The sequence below is a fragment of the Rivularia sp. UHCC 0363 genome (assembly GCF_034931125.1).
Taxonomy (GTDB): Bacteria; Cyanobacteriota; Cyanobacteriia; order Cyanobacteriales; family Nostocaceae; genus Rivularia.
The window spans coordinates 1-16095 of the sequence record NZ_JAYGHM010000089.1 but is presented as its reverse complement, the minus strand read 5'-3'; the positions used below and the strand labels follow the sequence as shown (position 1 = coordinate 16095).

The 16095-nt window shown below is 37.9% G+C and carries 12 protein-coding genes; 1 reads left to right on the top strand and 11 read right to left on the bottom strand.

Annotated elements, in window-relative coordinates; all coding sequences use genetic code 11:
- Nucleotides 1–12 precede the first annotated feature (12 nt).
- From VB797_RS31375 to VB797_RS31360, 4 genes are all read right to left on the bottom strand, one after another.
- Entirely contained in the window at nucleotides 13–1293 is a 1281-nt protein-coding gene (locus VB797_RS31375) for a HAMP domain-containing sensor histidine kinase (protein ID WP_323241704.1), read from the bottom strand.
- 67 nt (nucleotides 1294–1360) lie between these two features.
- Nucleotides 1361–2038 (bottom strand): response regulator transcription factor, encoded by a 678-nt coding sequence (locus tag VB797_RS31370; RefSeq protein ID WP_323241703.1) that lies wholly within the window; start codon nucleotides 2036–2038, stop codon nucleotides 1361–1363.
- A gap of 47 nt (nucleotides 2039–2085) precedes the next feature.
- Nucleotides 2086–2439 (bottom strand): hypothetical protein, encoded by a 354-nt coding sequence (locus VB797_RS35090; protein ID WP_416350959.1) that lies wholly within the window; start codon nucleotides 2437–2439, stop codon nucleotides 2086–2088.
- 65 nt (nucleotides 2440–2504) lie between these two features.
- Nucleotides 2505–2840 (bottom strand): hypothetical protein, encoded by a 336-nt coding sequence (locus VB797_RS31360; RefSeq protein ID WP_323241716.1) that lies wholly within the window; start codon nucleotides 2838–2840, stop codon nucleotides 2505–2507.
- Nucleotides 2841–2950: 110 nt separating this feature from the next.
- Between VB797_RS31360 and VB797_RS31355 the strand changes: the two genes are divergently transcribed.
- Nucleotides 2951–4603, top strand: coding sequence for an iron uptake porin (locus VB797_RS31355; RefSeq protein ID WP_323241702.1), 1653 nt, complete (start codon nucleotides 2951–2953; stop codon nucleotides 4601–4603).
- 783 nt (nucleotides 4604–5386) lie between these two features.
- Here VB797_RS31355 and VB797_RS31350 read toward each other — a convergent pair.
- The 7 genes from VB797_RS31350 to prfC all read right to left on the bottom strand — a co-directional run.
- Nucleotides 5387–7111, bottom strand: a complete 1725-nt coding sequence (locus VB797_RS31350) for an NFACT family protein (RefSeq protein WP_323241701.1) — start codon at nucleotides 7109–7111, stop codon at nucleotides 5387–5389.
- Between the two features lie 166 nt (nucleotides 7112–7277).
- Nucleotides 7278–8006: a choice-of-anchor W domain-containing protein gene (locus tag VB797_RS31345; protein ID WP_323241700.1), complete on the bottom strand. Its 729-nt coding sequence runs from the start codon at nucleotides 8004–8006 to the stop codon at nucleotides 7278–7280.
- Nucleotides 8007–8588: 582 nt separating this feature from the next.
- Entirely contained in the window at nucleotides 8589–9857 is a 1269-nt protein-coding gene (locus VB797_RS31340; protein ID WP_323241699.1) for a glycosyltransferase family 1 protein, read from the bottom strand.
- Nucleotides 9858–10505: 648 nt separating this feature from the next.
- Nucleotides 10506–10658: a hypothetical protein gene (locus VB797_RS31335; protein WP_323241698.1), complete on the bottom strand. Its 153-nt coding sequence runs from the start codon at nucleotides 10656–10658 to the stop codon at nucleotides 10506–10508.
- A 657-nt stretch (nucleotides 10659–11315) separates the two neighbouring features.
- The gene (locus tag VB797_RS31330; protein ID WP_323241697.1) at nucleotides 11316–11834 is read right to left on the bottom strand and encodes an RNA-binding protein; all 519 of its coding nucleotides are present in this window, start codon (nucleotides 11832–11834) and stop codon (nucleotides 11316–11318) included.
- Between the two features lie 602 nt (nucleotides 11835–12436).
- Nucleotides 12437–14680, bottom strand: coding sequence for a M48 family metallopeptidase (locus VB797_RS31325; RefSeq protein ID WP_323241695.1), 2244 nt, complete (start codon nucleotides 14678–14680; stop codon nucleotides 12437–12439).
- A gap of 248 nt (nucleotides 14681–14928) precedes the next feature.
- A partial coding sequence (prfC, locus tag VB797_RS31320) for a peptide chain release factor 3 (RefSeq protein WP_323241693.1) occupies nucleotides 14929–16095 on the bottom strand: 1167 nt, incomplete at its 5' end.

Here is a 16095-nt window from a genome sequence, read left to right as displayed (position 1 = left end):
ATTTCATCAAAATTAATCAGTTGCTATTGGTAGACTTATCTGAAAACAAGTACCAATTCCAATCTGACTGCTTACAGTGATTTCTCCTCCATGATTAGTCACTACTGTTTGAGCAATTGCTAATCCTAAACCCAAACCACCAGAGCGTCTACTCCTAGCTTTATCTGCTCTCCAGAAACGATTGAAAATGAAGGGAATATCTTCGGGAGTAATACCAATTCCTGTATCTTGAATATTGATCGTAACAAATTTATTATCGTCAATAACAGAAACACTTACACTTCCACCAGTAGATGTATACTGCAAAGCATTTTCTAACAAGTTAGAAAACAAACGTTTTAATCCAGCTACATCACCTTTGACAAATACTTCATGAGTAATTTCCGCTTTCAGTTTGATTCCCTTAATTTCAGCTTGCGATTGCAATAATTCAACTAAATCTTCTAAAAACTCATCTAGAGAAATTAATACCCACTCATCAAGAGAATTTGTGGGGAATTTATCGGTTCGAGCTAGCAAAAGTAAATCTTCAACTAAGCGAGCCATTTGATTAGTTCCAGACGCAATTGACTGGAGTTTTTTTACATCCGCAGGATGAATTCTTTCTGGATGATTCATGATTACATCAACTGAGGTTTTAATCGCAGTTAAGGGACTACGTAATTCATGAGAAGCATCTGCGGTAAATTGTTTTAATTTTTCAAAGCTTTCTTCAACTGGCTTTAAAGATTGTTTAGTTAACCACCAACTACCAATACCACTGAGAGCAAAAGCAATAGTTCCTCCGCAACTAAATCCCCAAAGTAATCTATTCAATTCTGCTTCTAAATCTTCTATTGACTCGCTTACCCGAATAAAACCTTGAAGCTGTTTTTTCGTTTTATCTCTATAAACTGGAATGGTGATACTGCGAAGTTTTCCATATTGATGAGTATGAGAATCAAAATTGAAAGGTGTTACGGGAAGATGACTCCCAGCTTTACCTAACAGTGAACCTTTTGCATCAAACCATTCTACACCCTGATGATTTTCGCGTAAATCTTGCCAAGGAATATCTAAATCACCATCATTATCTAAAATACGAGGAGTCTTACTGTTAATTAATTTACTATTAGTTTTAATTAGTTCTAGACTGTGGGCTGCTGCATCGGCTAAAGTTAACATTTGTTGGTCTAACTGTTGATATAAGTTATAAGCAATAAACCGATAAACGGCTAAAGTAGATATGCTAAAAATGCCTATTATTACACCTGAATAAGAAAATAATAATCGTCTACGTAAAACTTGAAACATAGATTAAGATAATCCCGCAGAATTCAAAAATACTTACTAAGCTCTCTTCCCCTTATTCTTTACTCCCTTAAATACTTTGTTTAAGACGATATCCTAAACCATAGACTGTTTCTATAAAATCAGCAGATGCTCCAGCTAACTTTAATTTTTGCCGCAAAGTTCTAATATGAGCTTTCACCGTTTCCTCACCTGGTGGTTCCTCAAATGACCACAGTAAGTCCAGAATTTGGTTACGATTGAAAGTACGATGGCTATGACGTAAAAATAATTCTAAAATTCGATATTCTGTAGGTGTTAAATGTACAATTTTTTCTTGATACCTCACCTCACAATTATTAGGATTTAAACGCAAATATTCCCATTCTAGTATGGGGGGCAATATAGTGTTTACTCGTCTAAGTAAAGCACGAATACGAGCCATTAATTCTTGTAAATCAAAAGGCTTGACAACATAATCATCGGCTCCCGCATCCAAACCAATAACTTTATCAGTATTGGTATCTTTTGCTGTTAGCATTAAAATTGGCGTGGAGTAGCTTTTTTGCCGCAACTGACGACACAACGTGATACCATCCACCTTCGGTAACATCAAATCTAAGACTACTAATTCATAAGCAAAGGCTTCAGCAAAATCCCACCCTTGTTCACCATCATAAGCAATATCAACAATATAATTCTTGTCCCTGAGCGCTTCCGCAAGTGCTTCCGCAATGCGATCGTCATCCTCTACTAATAGAATCTTCATTAGTGTTTTCTTTAAAAATTTCCTATACCCTTCAAGCTGTCAAGCGATCAATTAATATCTTGCACCATTCTTAAAAACACCAAAAAAAACCGGGTTTTTAAACTACTTAGCTTAATTCCTGTTTTCGTTTCGAGATATGTTGCTAATCTAGCAGATGTCCATCGACCAAAATCATATCCATATTCAGCTGGTTCTTTATCAACAATTTCTAATAATAAATTTTCATACTCTTTTAGCATTTTTAGCAGTCGTTCCTTCTGTTTTTGAGAAATATGGTTTTTTGCTGGCATACCTGGCTGGCGATGATCTGCTTGCAGCAGCGCTTTGCTATCGCACGCTTTACTAATTTTTGTCTTATGCAATAAAGCTGCTACGCAGCTTAAGAATCTTTTACCCAGCAAAAGTCACCAATTTTGATTGGTAAAAATAATAAAGTTCTAATTATTAAAGGGAAGCCTGCCTTATGCTAGGCTTTTTTAATGCGATCGCTAAATTGTGGTTCGATTTCAATTCCATTATCGCTTGCTGAAAATAGCCATTGATCTTCGGAACGAGATATACCAATATGAATTTCTGGTGGTTTCTCGCTGCGGAATTTAGAGGATGTTTTAAAAGTCGGATTTAATACCTTACCTGGCGACTGTAAGTCGCGGCTACACAGGCTAAGTCCACCTTTGTGGACTAATACGTTTTTAACCCACGGAGGTGGGTTTTGCTTGTGTAGTAGCGGTTTTAACCGCCGGATACTTTTAAAATATCCTCTTAATCGCTTTAGACAATATTTATAGAATTGTTGTGACAAAAATGCTGAATCCTGATATATATACTATTAAAACTCTTTTTTAATAAGACTATTCCGACTGAACTAGTGTTTGGGTGCCAAATAACCATTGTTAAGTGTGAGAAAAAATAATGAACAAAGTATTGCAAGCTTTACTGCTTAGCCCGATTTTTGGCGTAATTACGGTTTTCGGTAGCGATGTTATGGCTGCGGAGATAGTTGAAAATTCGCAAAACAAGGAAGATGCTACGATCGCAATCCCCATTAAAGTTGAGAACTATAATCAAGAGAACTCGATTGCCCAAGTGACTTCAGTCTCTCAGCTATCTGATGTACAGCCTACCGATTGGGCATTTCAAGCGCTGCAATCTTTGGTAGAGCGTTATGGATGTATTGCTGGTTATCCGAATCAAACCTATCGTGGTAATCGAGCCTTGACTCGGTATGAATTTGCCGCTGGTTTGAACGCTTGTTTAGATCGAGTTAACGAATTAATCGCCACAGCTACGGCTAATTTAGTTACTAAAGAAGATTTAGCGACATTGCAAAAACTGCAAGAAGATTTTAGTGCCGAACTTGCAACATTGCGGGGAAGAGTAGATGCAGTCGAAGCACGAACTGCTCAACTAGAAGCGAATCAGTTTTCTACAACTTCTAAATTTGAAGGTGAGGTTGTAATTGCCATGAGCGATGTATTTGAAGGGGAGACAAATGAAGATAACACTACTCTGGGAACAAGAGCGCGAGTAAACTTCGTTAGTAGTTTCACTGGTAAAGATACCCTATACACTCGGATTCAAATTAATAATATTGTCAGTCCCGATATTGGAACCCCTGAAGGTAATCTTGCTTTTGGTGAAAGCAGTGAAGATGCTAGTACCGATGCTGCGCTTGATGCATTATGGTACAGTTTCCCTCTCACCGACAAAACCAATGTAATTGCGATCGCAAATGCAGGTGCAGCGGATGATGTTGTAGATACTGTGAGCCAATTTGATGGTGATGGTACCGAAGGTGCTATATCTGCTTTTGGTACTCGCAACCCGATTTATTACAATATGGATGGTGCTGGATTAGGAATTACTCAAGAATTTAGCGATAAATTGGCATTAAGTTTAGCTTATTTAGGAAGTTCGCCCAACGATCCTTCCTCCGATAATGGCATATTTAATGGTCCCTATGGTGCGCTTGCACAATTAACCTTTGAACCAAGCAAACGCTTCAAAATTGGTTTGACATACATAAATGCTTACAATCAAGAATTAGGTACGGGTAGCAATCGCGCCAATCCTATATCCTTCCTTAGAGGTGAAATTGCCTCTCCTCCTGGTATTCCTGAACAAACCGAACCTGGAGAGGTTAATGTGCCATTTTCGAGCAATTCCTATGGTGTACAAGCATCTTTAGGTATTAGCAATAATATTGTATTAGGAGGTTGGGTTGGATACACCAATGCTCGAAATTTATCCACAGAAGGAGGAACAATCGACCGGGGAAGCCTTGATATTTGGAACTGGGCAGTAACTTTAGGATTTCCGGACTTGGGTAAAAAAGGAAACTTAGCTGGTATTATCGTAGGTATGGAACCGAAGGTAACTGATTCGAGTATCAACGAAATTAGTAAGGACAGCGATACTTCCTATCACATCGAGGCGTTTTACCAGTTCAAGGTAAACGATAATATTGCTATCACCCCTGGAGTTATTTGGTTAACAGCACCAGACCATAATAAGAATAACGAAGATGTTGTCATTGGTGCGCTTAGAACTACATTTACTTTTTAGTTGACAAACCAACCGGGTTTCTTTCAAATTAGATGGCTTAAAACACCGATCATCAATAGAGAAACCTTTTCTGCTTCCCAAGCAGATAGTGGGAAGTAGAAAAAAGCCTTATTAGTCCTAGAAATTAACTAAGCTTAAGTGCCGATTTTATACACGACCCTTTTTTTTCTAGTATAATGAAAACACAGATTACATATAGTTCCTAAGCTGATGTGCAGCTAAATTGTATAAAACGAAAATATAAAATTCTTGTAGTGCGGGTATCTTGCCCGCTAGTCAAATACAAATTAAATGCGTAACAGCTTATCGCAAACTAGAATTTATCAGTTAACCTTTTTTACCAGTAAGGTAAGGCGGTTAAAGGAAAACCAAAAGCATCTTCACTTGTCATACGATTGGTTCATACAAAAAAACCAGCTTCCCACAGCTGGTCTAGAATATTTTTATTTGTGTTGTCTTCTCAATAAAATTTAAACCCAAGTTTTCGCGTTCCCGAAACGCACTGGGAAATCTTTCTTTACAATATTGTAACAGCCAGTACAGAATTTTCTTCAAAATTTACCAAAAAAAGATATTTATCTGAATATTGTGCCTCTATCTTCAAGAATAATTCTATATCCTAGCGGATGAGAAGCAGAAGGATGGGGAAAAGGGGACAAGGGGATGGGGGGATGGGGAGACAATTACCAATTCACAATTATTAACTCCTAACTCCTAACTTTTTTAATCCAAAATCCATTGACGCGGAAACGTCTTCCAGTAGAGTAATCCAAAATCTAAAATCTAAAATTCTTTGACAGACTGCGGTTTTCCCCAAAGTATGGTTTCTTGCTTGTAAATAGCAATTCCTGGTTTGGCTCCTTTTGGTTTGTAAACGTGTTTGGGTTCAGTGTAAATTACTGGGACTTGCTCGCTCTGACGAGCGCGGCTATAGTATGCTGCAAGGTTCGCGGTAAACTGTAAATCATTCTCTTCCGGTATTGCACCAGGTTCCAATCTAAGTAGTACGTGACTTCCGGGAATTTCTTGAGCGTGAAACCATAAGTCATAATTTCCGGCAACACGGAAGGTTAATTGGTCATTTTGACGGTTATTACGTCCAATCAACACTTCAAAACCGCTTGGTGTTTGATGACGATAGAAATTTGTAGTCGCTTCATTGGAGCTACGTCTGCGGTATTCCGAATCTTCTAAATACTTTTGTGTAATCAATTCCTCGCGAATTTCTTCCAAAGTCTGTAAATCTTCATCGTTTTGGTAGTTATCAATTTGAGAAATTGCTGCTTCTACTTGTTCTAAATATGCAATTTCACCATTTACTTCTGCAAATAAAGGTTCTACAGCAATTCGAGCGCGTTTAAGTTTTTGATGCTGTTTATAAAGATTCTGAGCATTTTGGACTGCGTTTTTATCTGGTTGTAATTTAATTTTTATTGGTTCGTTCGTCTCAAAGTCAGCCAGAATAATTTCTTCCATCCCTGGTTTCCACTCTTGCAAATAAGCCATCAATAAATCGGCTTGAGTGCGATATTCATCTGCTTGTTCTGACTGCTGCAAGCGTTTTTCAAAAGTTTGGGCTTTCAATCGCAATTTTCCCAAGATGTTGCTCAACTTCTGAATAAGTTGGTGTCTTAATTGAGAAAATATCTGTTGATTGATCCAATCGGTATAGTAGCGGTTGAGTAGCTCTTGAATATTATCCGCTTCTTCAACTACACCCCAACCAAGTACGGTGTAACCTGTAGAAGTCCAACCGGGCTGAAACTTTTCTTCTTGCAAAGCTTTGAGCCAAATATGCCATTGCTTAAATAATAATTCCCATTCTTTTGATGTCAGGTTATTGGTTGTGCTTTCCGCAGTTAGGTTTGCTTCCAAAAGCATCGATTCTACCAAAGCAGGAGAAACACCACGATAAATTTTAGGTAACTGACGTTTAATTGCTCCCGGTATCAAGCTGACTTTTTCTTGCCAATTTTCTTGAGATTCATCCAAAATGGGAATTGCAGCAGTCAGGCTGGGTGGTTTTTGGTAAACATCTCCAGTTAAAATGGGACGAACGCTTGATTTTTGTTCGCTAACTTGACGACCAGCGGTAATAATTATATTTTTGGCATCTGTAAGAATCACGTTGCTGTATTTGCCCATGATTTCTACATACAGATGGTATAAAGCTTGCTCTCCCGGACGACGAGCGAATTGTAGATCGATCGCACGTTCCCAAGGAGCAATTGTTTCAATTTTCACCAACGCTAAACTACCTAACTGGTGAACCAATTGTTGAGAAAACGTGAATGTATCTGGCGATCGCGGTGGTGGAGAACCGATATGAATGCGAGCAGCTTGGGGTTGCCAAGAAACTTCTAGCCAACCCCGCGATTTGAGAGTCCGGAGTGCAATTGTAATAGTATAGCGATCGCGCTGATAAACTTGTTCTAAGCGCGATGGTAGCCAGTTAGCACGGATATCGCTGCAAACTGCACTCAAAGTAGTAAAGTCAAATGTTTGCACAGCGATGATTTTTGTGAAAGCGTTTATTTCGGTAAGTATAGCTCGATTAAAACAACAGATGCACGCCTTTAGATGTAGATATCTTTAAAGCGTGCATTTGTTTAATTAACTTACTTTAGGGGGAAGACAATAAACAAGTTTTTAATCAGTTTCTAATCCAATAGATTTAGGCTTCTTGTTTCTTCTTTTTACTCAACCCTAAACCAGTCATTCCAGTTAAGAATATTGCCCCTGTTGTACCAGGTTCGGGTACTTTTCTTTTGGGAGAATTACCGACTTTAATTTGAAACGCATTCTGAGAATTTTTCGGTGCTGTACCCGTCCAACTCATGGACGCTTTTCCTGTAATTTTAAAGGGGGAAGATATATTTTTTAGTTGAAGATAGTCAATATCTCTACTATCATTTAAGTTAGAAGTTAAGCTACCAATTGCACCACCGTTAAACATTAAGTCAGTCAGAGCAGTTGTGGTATTTTGCCAAGCACTAGTACGGAAGAAAATACTGTTTATTGAACCTTTAAAATTAGTGGACTTAAGTGTTTTACCGCCAAGAATATAGTTAACCATACTTCCGTCATATTCTAAGCTGAAGTCATATTTTTCACCGCTTTTCCAATTAAACTCTTCTTTTGTGACAGGTGTAGCTCCTTTGAGAACATCATCATTAATACTTAATTCATAAGTAGCTTTACCACCAATTCTTCCTTCAGCAACAAATAATTCTGAAAATTTCTTATCTGTTATTTGCTGATTGAAATCTGTATCGGTAAAGTTCGTCTGATTAATGACAGTCAAAGCTTGAGCCGACTCCGGGATTATAAATAAACCAAGAGCAGTAATACCTAAAGCATAAAGCGAATTCTGTACGTTGATTGTCTGATTTTTATTAAACATTTTATTCCTTTTAAAGCTTCTTTTTAAAAATTGCCAAATTAACTTTCACAGTCATATGTATGCCTAATAACACGACCGCTACTTAATCAAAAAACTATGCAAAACCTTTACTAATGTTTAAATTTAAATTAATGCAATTTGGTTCATCTTTCTTTTGTAAAAGTTGATAGCATCAATTTAAAAGTAACTGTTTTAGGTTTCAGTTGCTTATGTATCTAGTTAAAACTCTATTAAGTCTAATGTCGAGAAAAAACTCTATGTTTCATTGAAACTTCTATTTCAAATTAAGTATTTACCCGTATTAAGGAAAAACACTTAAACTTGATTTTAAAATAATACTTATATCTAATCAGAAAATTAAGTATTTAAAGTTTATATCGATATAAATACGTAAATAAACATAGAATATATCCGCAGATTTTTAAAAAGCTCAGTATATCTTCGATTCGCTCTTGCTTCTTCTGTACTATTTATTTGTACGGTAAAGTCGTAAAGTTATAATGGGTAATCGGCAATAACAATTAATTAAAAGAAATGCTGCCAAGCAATTACCGATTCCCCACTACTTATATGTGTAAACGATTAACTGCTTGCTAACATTGGCTGTTCTACAGATTGCTGCAACAAACTTGTATAGAGTTCGCTTAATTGCATTGCAACCCCATCCCAACTAAATTTAGCTTCAACGCGCTCTCTTGCAGCTTGACCTAGTTGTTCACCCCAACTTGCATCCAGTAAAATTCGGTCGATCGCATTTGCAAAAGCTGGAACATTTTGCGGTGGTGCTAATAAACCAGTTTCTTCATTAACAACAGTATACTGAAGTCCGCCAACATCACTTGCAACTACTGGTGTAAAGGTTGCCATTGCTTCGATAGCTACTAGTCCGAAAGGTTCGTAGTGGCTGGGAACAACGCAAACGTCAGCCGCAGCATAGTAAAATGGCAAATCTTCTTGACTAATACGACCGGGGAATTGGGTCATCTGACTCATTCCTAATTCCGCGACAATGCTCTTGATGCGATCGCATTCATCACCATCGCTTTGACCGGGACGACTACCCCCACAAATCATCAACTTCAAGTTTTCCGAACCAAATAACTCAGACTCTCGCACAGCACGGACCAAAGTTTCAATTCCTTTGCGTGGGTCAAAACGTCCGACGTACATTACAAGCTTAGTTTCGGGACTAACCCCTAACTCCGTTCTCGCTGTCTTTTGGTCAACGCGACCAAAGCGTTCAATGTCCGTACCGCAAGGAATTACATCAATATTTCCCTTCGTCGAAACAAGGGTACGCATATGTTCTTCTTCTTGTGGCGAAGTTGCAACAATTCTTTGTGCCGTTTCTAATACTTGTTTTTCAACTCCTAAACGAGTACTGGCAATTAAAGGAATAGTTTTTATAGTATTGTACTTAACCGCTCCTAATGAGTGATATGTATGTACGAGCTGACTATCTTGTCTTTGTCTTAACTGCATACCAACCCAGCTAGATAGCCAGTAATTGCTATGGATCAAATGATATATAACTGCGTTCTCTTCTTGAAATTTCAGGAAATTGTCTACAAATTCTGGCAAAAGCCCGAAAAGATTATCTCGTGGCACAAAATCAACATTACCAGCCTTTAAACGAATTGTCCGACAATTTGGAGAATGCCAAACAATATCTTCCTGCTCTACACTAACTTTGCGGGTAAACATATCAACTTGCCATCCAAGTTCAGCTAATGCTTCCCCTACATGACGAACGTAAACGTTTTGCCCTCCAGCCTCTTCCTTACCTATTTCAATCGCTGGATCGCCGTGGACAGAAATCAAGGCGATGCGTTTTTCTGTTGCGAGGTTCATAGTTTTTTGGTTAAGAGATGTGTTTGGTCTACGGGTAACTGCTTACAAAAGCGTCAATACCAAAGACCGAAATCTTTGTAAATTTTCATGTAACTTTTATTTTAATTTAATATGTGATTTTTTTTTATATTTCTGTCATTACTTTTACTGTTATCACCTCAGTAATAATATTGATGAATTCTGTATTGATACAACTATATTTTTATCGCTTTTTATCCAAAATATGCCTTATTTCTACTGATAATTATTGCTATTAATTATTATTAAGAGTGTTGTTTGCAACTTAAAACTCAAATTCATCTTGTTTATAAATATGATATTTATGAGTTAAATATTACAGCAGTGTATGTATTTTTATGCAAATCCTGGAAATCAAAAAAGTAAATTAATGTTTAATTTTTAAAGTGCATAGATATGAGATCCACATTTTTTTCGATTAAGTGTGTAATTAAGTATACATACTATGGAATTAAAAAGTAAGTTGTACCTTCCAATACCTTTTGCTAAAAATTCTCATATTTTAGCTAAAGTACTTTAAGTGTATTAATAAATATTTATCTAATAATATAAATGTATGGATAATATACGATTTTGTAATGATTTAGTTTTTGTATAAGGCGATACTAAATTCACTAGTAGTTCATATCATTAATTTTGATGGATAAAATTTTCGTAGTGCGGTAGCGCAGCGTGTCCGTAAGGACATGCATCTTGCTCGCTAATTGTAACGAGCGACCAAGATGGTCGCACTACGAATGTTTTACCCCGCAAAATTAATGTGGTGGAGTAATAGTAGTTCATTTCATCAATTTTGAAGGCTTGTATTTCAGTCCTATTTATAGGACTTTCGCTATTAGACGGGGGTTTTCAACCTCCGACGGGTTGCGATGAAAACCAATCAAATTTAATCCAATCGACCACTGGTACTCGATCGCATTAATTATTATGGGCAATCCAAGTTTTGTAGTGCGAGCTTCTAGCTCACTATTAATAAATCAGCTTTTAGGAGTAATCACGAACGAGCTTCTAGCTCACACTCCCTCTAATGTCACTTAGTAATAGCATATTTTAGGGCGGGTTAAAACCTGCGATTAGCTTTCATCCCCGGTTTAAAACACGGGGTTTTGCGGAAGCCGACTTCGTACAGCATTTTTCTTATAATAATATTTTCCAAATTGATTTGATGCTAAATTGCCCGCGCAAAAGCTTAAAAGCTCTTATTAACGATTCGGTTGGGAATGCTTATTGACCAAGAAATTGTCAATTCGCAATTCACAACTAATAAATATTCTTAGTAAGATAACAAACACTTTACATCAGTAAAATTTCTCAGCGTACCGCATATAGTACAAGACGTGAGAACAAACCTCAATAATTTATCAAGGTTGAACATAAAGTTGGGAATTAAAAATTAAAAACCAAAATAAATGATTTTTAATTTTTAACTTGTTAAATCGCTTAGTTGGTAGTTTGCGCGGCAAGCATTTGCTTTAACTTTTCTAGCTCCGCAGCCCAACGAGGATCTGGATGAACTCCGCCATCTGATGACGACGACGAAACCCCTACACTACTTGTATCTTTAGAGCCACCACCGCCGCGACGAGATTTTTTAGCTTTTTTACTAGCACCACCGACATTGCTAGAACCACTAGCAACAGGAGTTGGTGCTGGTGTATTTGAAGTTTGCGGAGAAAGCGGTTGTTCTTCTCCTTCCTCACCATTTTTGCTGCGAGGTAATGCTTTCTCCAACTTAATAGGAGAATCTTTGAACATTAGACCGTTATATTTTTCAATAATTTGGTCGGCTTGTTCATCGTTATTTACAGTCATAAAACCAAAGCCGCGACATTTGCCAGTCTTACGGTCTTTAATTAATTTGGTAGTAATACTGCTGCCTTCCTCAGCAAAAACTTCTTGCAATTCTGATTTATCTATCTCTTCTTTAGGCAAATTGCCTATGTATAGGCGAATGGACATGAAAGAACCTCTAATGTATTTAGATGAAGATGAGCGGGTTAAAAAAAACTTGGTTCAAAAGATGACAGACATATGTTATTGAATAACACCGTCGCAAACAATCTTTTTACTATAAACTGTCAATCTTTACAATACAGTTTTCCCAAGCTAATTTTTTTTACGTGAAAGCCTACGTTCAAAAGCACAAACACTTTGATCGTGAAAACGATAAATTCTGCATTCAACTTCTAGCAAAACAAAACTTATTCAATGTTCTTTTATTATGAAGATTTAGACACCATTTCCTACAATATCACGGTATTCTGAGCAGAGCTAGTTCAATACACACAAATTGGCTAAGTATTTAATGCATAGTAGCATACAATACTTTTTTTTCATGAAGCAAACCCTTTCAAGAAACAAAAACCAGCCAGCAACTGGTTTAATTCCTGCTGTGTTGGAACGACGAAAGGGGGATGAATAGCGCAAGCAGCCTTATCTATCGCTGAGCTTGAAGCTCGGTTATTTAGGGTCATCTTACTTATTGTTAATAAATGTAACACTTTGTTTAAGTTATCGCAACTTTTATTTACAAAAAGATTTTACGAGGCGCTGATAATTGATTAGCCTGTCAAAACAATGTAAGCACCATAAGCAAAAGCCGCTACCGTCAAAATAGTAGACCAAATTGGATGGGGACTGTTGACCATTTTGCCGCTTTGAGTTTTTAAAGTTTGAATATCCAGCCAAGGTGTTGCACCTCGTCGCAACCAGCCAGTGACGGAAACGCTTCTACCGATAAAGTCTTGGACGTTGACAGATTGTCCTAACCAGGAGACATGATGTAATTTAACTAAATTTGAACCGACTTGGAGGATCAAATCTTGTCCTAAATAGTTGCTGCTACCGCGACGACCTAATAATTTTCCGGAAAGTTCTACTGGGGTACTGTCTATGGGTAAGGTGGCTGGATTTATTAACAATTCCAGCAAAGACTCCGAGGTTTGTACATCTTTGGGTTTGATATTAATGAATAAGGAATTCATTCTAATTAAAATGCCGAGACTAAAACCGATTAGCATAAAACCCGTAGCGAATTGCCAATCGTCGTATATCCACTTGAGGTTAATTAAATGTACTGCAAATGCTGCGTGCCAAGCCAACCAAAAAAGTAAGGCTAATGCTGCACCAATTAAAATGCCTAAAAACGGAGAAATTTGCAACAAAAATGACTGACGCTTCAATTTTAAAGATTGACTATCCAGATATAGTTCGGGTTCAACGTGCCAGTTATAAGCTATTTTACATAGTTCTTGCAAACGTTCCCCCATTAAGGGATGACTGTTATTAATTAAAAACCATTGCCGATAGGGATTGAGATAGTCCCACTTTAACAACGATTCAAAGGTGGTGTTTGGAGTAATACTACCCAACCATAAACTTTGTTTGTAGCCAACTGGGATTAACAGGTTTAAAGTTTCCAACTGCCAAGGTGTTTGTTCTGACTTAGTGATATCATCAGCAATGCCAATAGCACTTTTGAGCAAAGCGCGAATCAATCCGTTAGGGTTTCCCGTAACTTCCGCACCAATTCTATCGTTCCAGAAAATTCTTCTTTGAGATAGCCATAAACCAGTTCCTGCGAGCAAAAACCAAATTGCATAAACACCATTACCAATAACTCCTAGAACTGTACGTCCCATGCGGTTAGATATTTTATCGGCTCGATCGCAAATCAGTTGATATAGTTGATAAACCGGAATCGCGATCGCCACTATTACAGACATCACGACACAATCTATACGAGCGATTTGCCCCAATTGAGAAGCAACGATCGCGGCTATTTCATCATCTGCTAGCTGCTCTAAAAGTCCCTGACTGACTACAATACAAGCGGTACGAGGTAAATGACCGTAAGTAAATGCGATCGGTGCTGCGATCGGTAAAATTCCTAACTTGGGTAAGCTCCAGCCTCTGGGTTGACAGTAGCGTTGCAGTACTCGCACTGATTCCGGCGAATAAGTATTTAAAGTAACTCTATCTAAACTTTTTTTTACGTAAAATCTACATAGTAGCCAGTCAAGCAACCACGGTGAAACAGCGATTAATATCGTAAATACGCTCAGTAGAAAAAAGGTGGGATTTTTATATAAAAACTGTATGGGTTCTAAAAATGGCAGCGTAACTAAAGTATCGTTAATTAATTTCATTGCTAACATAGTCAACGATCGCACAACCCAAAACAAAGCAATAAAGGTTCCAATCCCTAACAACTGCAAGCGAATAAAATTTCGTTTTGGTAATGGTTGCCATACCTTTGCTCTTTTTCCCAATCGCCAATCAAGTCGCTGGTTCTTTTGTACTGGATTGGCATTTTTTTGATCGGCATTACGAGGTTGGTCAAGGGTCTGTGCGGTTCTTTCTTTTGATATATCTATCGGTTGCGAAGTTAAAAATGATGGAGGAGGTGGTGGGGGTGGTGGAGTAGATAAAGAAATCAATTGCTCTTCAACTTTATCTAATTTCTCTAATTCCTCTTTTGACGATTCAAAAGCCACAAATCCGGTTGAATATGGTTCTGTGTTTAAATCGGGGTATTTTTTTCTCAGTTGTTTTAAAGATTTTTGGGCCCACTGCTTGACTTGAGAATTATTGCTTTGAGTGAGAGATTCACACACCGCGATCGCCATCTCAATTTCGCCGCTGTTAGAATAAGCTGCAACTAAACCAACTTGGGCCTGTAAGCTTTGATGAATATCATCATTATTAGCTGCAACTTTTTCTAAGATGATTTTTGCTCTATGGTAATCTTCTTGTTTTAGGGCAGCTAAGCCAGCCTTCAAAGATGATTTGGAAGGTGAAGACATAAATATTCTCTCACTAAGCGCGTTTAAAAAAGTTACATTTTTAAGTTTTGGGATTCTTAATTGTATTCGTAAATTAATTTGCTATTTGTTTCTTGGAAGGTTACATACAGCCGATTTCATTTGAGTGAAGTACAAGACATATCGTTATAAGGGAGTAGGGGAATGTACCTCATTTATTTGCAAACTGCTGTAAAATAATTTTTAAACGGGCTTATGGCCCGTCGATACTTACATTTTTCCTGCGGTAATTACAATTCGGAAGTTGATGTTTGTCCGGATACGGGAGCTATAGCAGTTAATTTCAATTCCGGATGGTCTTGCTGTAATTGCTGAGTGTTCCATTCGTTGCGGAATAGTAATACTGGTCGTCCCATACTGTCTTTCATGGTGGTGGTGTTGAATAAACGTCCCACTTTCTCCAAGATTTCCCAACCTCCTTCTACCCAACGAGCAACGCTATAAGGCAAAGGTTCTAGAATAGTTTCTACACCATACTCGTTTTCCAAACGGTACTGTACCACTTCAAACTGTAGCTGACCGACTGCTGCCAAAACTGGGTCGCGTTTGGATTCATCCACGGAGTACATGATTTGCACCGCTCCTTCTTCGCGCAATTCCGTAATCCCTTTTTGAAACTGCTTGAATTTTGAAGGATTGGGATTTCTGAGAATGGCAAACAACTCAGGTGAAAAGTAGGGAATACCTTCATATTCTAATTTTTTACCAGTGTAAATTGTATCGCCAATTGCAAAAACACCAGGATTATTTAAACCAATCACATCGCCGGGATAAGCTTCATCAATAGATTCCCGTTCTTGAGCAAACAATTTTTGCGGACGAGATAAACGCACCGTTTTACCAGTCCGAGCGTGGCTGACTGTCATATCTTTTTCAAAGCGACCCGTACATACACGGATAAATGCCACGCGATCGCGATGTTTGGGGTCCATATTGGCTTGCAGCTTGAACACAAAACCCGAAAAATCCGGGTAAGTCGGCGGAACTTCGCCTAAACTGCTGTTGTGGGTACCCGGTTTGAGCGCGTATTTCAGAAAATTCTTGAGGAATAGTTCCACACCAAAGTTAGTCATCGCTGACCCGAAAAATACCGGGGTCATTTTGCCTTGACGTATTAACTCGATGTCCAATTCCGGACCAATTCCATCCAACAGTTCCAAATCGTCTTTAAGTTGATGATAAAGGTCTTGTTCTAAAAGCTCTTCAATCTTGGCATCACCTAAATCAACTATGGTATTTGCCGCTTCTTTGCTACCGTGAGCGCTTCTTTCAAACAAGTGAATTTTTTGCTCTTGACGGTCAAACACACCTTTAAAGCGATCGCCCATACCAATCGGCCAGTTTACCGCATAAGTCTGTAGATTTAATTCTTGCTCAATTTCGTCCAAAAGTTCTAG

What these genes read in the sequence shown, in the direction of transcription:
- VB797_RS31345 (WP_323241700.1), bottom strand. Translation starts at nt 8,006, where the DNA reads ATGTTTAATAAAAATCAGACAATCAACGTACAGAATTCGCTTTATGCT.
- VB797_RS31375 (WP_323241704.1), bottom strand. Translation starts at nt 1,293, where the DNA reads ATGTTTCAAGTTTTACGTAGACGATTATTATTTTCTTATTCAGGTGTA.
- VB797_RS31355 (WP_323241702.1), top strand. Translation starts at nt 2,951, where the DNA reads ATGAACAAAGTATTGCAAGCTTTACTGCTTAGCCCGATTTTTGGCGTA.
- VB797_RS31330 (WP_323241697.1), bottom strand. Translation starts at nt 11,834, where the DNA reads ATGTCCATTCGCCTATACATAGGCAATTTGCCTAAAGAAGAGATAGAT.
- VB797_RS31325 (WP_323241695.1), bottom strand. Translation starts at nt 14,680, where the DNA reads ATGTCTTCACCTTCCAAATCATCTTTGAAGGCTGGCTTAGCTGCCCTA.
- VB797_RS31370 (WP_323241703.1), bottom strand. Translation starts at nt 2,038, where the DNA reads ATGAAGATTCTATTAGTAGAGGATGACGATCGCATTGCGGAAGCACTT.
- VB797_RS31335 (WP_323241698.1), bottom strand. Translation starts at nt 10,658, where the DNA reads ATGAACTACTATTACTCCACCACATTAATTTTGCGGGGTAAAACATTC.
- VB797_RS31340 (WP_323241699.1), bottom strand. Translation starts at nt 9,857, where the DNA reads ATGAACCTCGCAACAGAAAAACGCATCGCCTTGATTTCTGTCCACGGC.